Below are 2,722 nucleotides of genomic sequence, written 5' to 3' on the forward strand. Positions count from 1 at the left end.
GGTAGAAGCGGCCCTCGTGCCGGATCGGGCCCTCATGCAGGTTCCAGATACGGCGCACCAGCGGGACGAGTTCCTCCATCCGCAGCGCCGGCGCAGAGGTGTCGGCGATCCCGTGCCAGTCGCTCATCATCCGTCTGGTCCCGTTCCCGATCCCGAGCACCAGCCGGCCGCCCGACAGCTCGTCGAGGTCCTTGGCCTCGGTGGCCAGCACCAGCGGACTGCGGCCGACGCCGTACAGGATGGACGACCCCACCCGGGTGCTGCGGGTCGCTTGCGCTATCACCGCCATCGAGACCGTTGCCGAGCGTGAATAGAACTCCGATGCCCACACGGCGTCGAACCCGGCGGAGTCGACCGCTGTGGCGGCCTCTGCAAGGGTGTGCAGGTCAGGGGTGAGGATCGCGACGCCGTAGGTGCTCATATCAGCAGGCTAGTCACACCGGCCACAGCGGCACCGTGACTTTGGCATGGCGTGATGTTCGGAAACGATGCCGCATGCGATATCACCAGTCGAGGAGGCTGCTCGGCGGCCGGTCAGCCAACTTCTGCACCACCCACTGATTCATCGAGACGTTCTGCTCGGCTGCTTCGATGACAAGCCGCGCGTGCAGCGCCGGCGACGTCCGGACCAGGAATGTACCACTGTAGTGCCGTTCGGTCAGTGGTGTCGGCGCATCTTCGCCGGCGCCTTGACGTTCGGCGATGAACTCGTCGACGGCCTGCTCGACGGCGGCGATCGCGTCTTGGCGGGTCGACGCCCAACACGACAGCCACGGCAATTCGATACACCGGCAGACGTATTCGCCGTGCTCCTGCGACCATTCGGCACGGTAGGTGTAGTGGTTCATGCCGTGTCAGTAGCGCATGCGCTATCCATTTCGGGCAAGTCACGCATCCCCAGCCGTGGGGTTGGTGGCGCGCGTGTGACAGTTGGGGTGTGCTGACCGGCTGGCGGGGGCGGACCGGACGGATTGAGACTCACGGAGCCTATGAGCCCCTACCGGCTCCCGGCCATCTCCTCCAGCCGGCGGATGCGGTCGGCCATCGGCGGGTGGGTGGCGAACAGGTTCCCCATCCGCTCACCGGCCCGGAACGGGTTGGCGATCATCAGGTGCGACTGGCTGGCAAGCTGCGGTTCCGGCGGCAGCGGCGCGGCCTGCACGCCGTCGGAGACCTTCCGCAGCGCCGACGCCAGCCCCAGCGGGTCGCCACAGAGCTGGGCGCCGGACTCGTCGGCCTGGTACTCCCGGGAACGCGACACCGCCAGCCGCACCACCATCGCTGCGATCGGACCGAGCATCGAAACCAGAAGCAACCCGATGGGATTGCCGTCTCGCCGATTGCCGCCCAGCATCCCTGCGTACATGGCCATATTGGCCAGTGCGGTGATCACCGACGCCAACGCGCCGGCCACACACGAGATCAGGATGTCTCGGTTGTAGACGTGTGACAGCTCGTGTGCCAGCACCGCGCGCAGCTCCCGCTCGTCGAGGATGCGCAGAATCCCGCTGGTGGCGCAGACCGCGGCGTTGCGGGGGTTGCGGCCGGTCGCGAACGCGTTGGGCGCGTCGGTGTCGCTGATGTAGAGCCGCGGCATCGGCTGGTGCGCGGCGGTGGCCAGCTCGCGCACGATCTTATACATCGCCGGCGCCTGCACCTCGGTGACCGGCTGTGCGTGCATGGCCCGCAGCGCCAGCTTGTCACTGTTGAAGTAGGTGTAGACGTTCATGCCGATGGCGAACAGCACCGACAGACCCAAGATGGCGGGGCTTCGAAATGACGCACCGATCAGCACGATCAGCGTCGACATGCCGACCAGCAACACGAATGTCTTCGCCGTGTTGTGGTGGGGGTGCCAGGTCATCAGCTTCCTCCTCGAAACCCGCAGATGCTGCTCATTAAACGCCGATCATGGTGCGGGAGTTCCCAAAAAAACAGCCTCAGCCGTGCCGGTTGACGGTGTAGCCGACCAAACTGGACAGCGCGGACCGGCCTGCGCCATCGGGCAGCGCCGACAGCTCCGAGCGGGCCTGCGCCGCGTAGCCGGCCACGATGTCTTTGGCTTGGGACATGCCCTTCGACGCCCGCAGCAACGCCAACGCCTCGGCCAGCACCGCGTCGTCGTCGACCGGGCCGGCCAGCAGCCGCCGCAGCCGGTCGGCGTCCGGCCCGGTCTCGCGCAGTGCGTAGAGCACCGGCAGCGTGTGCACGCCCTCGCGCAGGTCGGTGCCGGGCAGCTTGCCGGACTCGTTCGCGTCGCTGTCGATGTCGATGATGTCGTCGGAGATCTGGAATGCGGTGCCGACGATGCCGCCCAGCCGGGCCAGCCGTTCGATCTGCTCGGTGTCCGCGCCGGAGAACGTCGCGCCGAACCGGCCGGACGCGGAGATCAGGCAGGCCGTCTTCTCGTAGACCACCTTCAGGTAGTGCTCGACGGTGTCCACCCCCTGCGCGGCGCCACGGGTTTCCCGCATCTGGCCGGTCACCAGCTGGGCGAACGTCTCGGCGATGATCCGCACCGCTTCCGGGCCCAGCCGGGACACCAGCCGCGACGCCGTGGCGAACAGGTAGTCGCCGGCCAGGATCGCGACGTTGTTGCCCCACCGGGCGTTGGCGCTGGGTGTGCCGCGGCGCAGCTCCGCCTCGTCCATCACGTCGTCGTGATAGAGCGTGGCCAGGTGCACCAGTTCGATGACCGCGCCGGCGACCGTCACCTGCCAGG

4 protein-coding genes are annotated in these 2,722 nt (G+C 67.6%); all 4 read right to left on the minus strand.

Annotated features, from left to right (window positions below):
* A partial coding sequence (locus tag AC2VON_RS17330) for an LLM class flavin-dependent oxidoreductase (RefSeq protein ID WP_486954055.1) occupies positions 1 to 421 on the minus strand: 421 nt, incomplete at its 3' end.
* An 82-nt stretch (positions 422 to 503) separates the two neighbouring features.
* Complete coding sequence (locus AC2VON_RS17335) at positions 504 to 848, minus strand: type II toxin-antitoxin system HicB family antitoxin (RefSeq protein WP_486954056.1); 345 nt, start codon at positions 846 to 848, stop codon at positions 504 to 506.
* A 149-nt stretch (positions 849 to 997) separates the two neighbouring features.
* The gene (gene htpX / locus AC2VON_RS17340) at positions 998 to 1,864 is read right to left on the minus strand and encodes a zinc metalloprotease HtpX (RefSeq protein ID WP_486954057.1); all 867 of its coding nucleotides are present in this window, start codon (positions 1,862 to 1,864) and stop codon (positions 998 to 1,000) included.
* Between the two features lie 76 nt (positions 1,865 to 1,940).
* On the minus strand, positions 1,941 to 2,722 hold a 782-nt coding region (locus AC2VON_RS17345), incomplete at its 5' end, for a polyprenyl synthetase family protein (RefSeq protein WP_486954058.1).

The organism is Mycobacterium sp. TH-M82, assembly GCF_057473605.1.

Excerpts from the sequence above, each read along its gene's own strand:
- AC2VON_RS17335 (WP_486954056.1), bottom strand. The coding sequence starts at position 848 with ATGAACCACTACACCTACCGTGCCGAATGGTCGCAGGAGCACGGCGAA.
- htpX (WP_486954057.1), bottom strand. The coding sequence starts at position 1,864 with ATGACCTGGCACCCCCACCACAACACGGCGAAGACATTCGTGTTGCTG.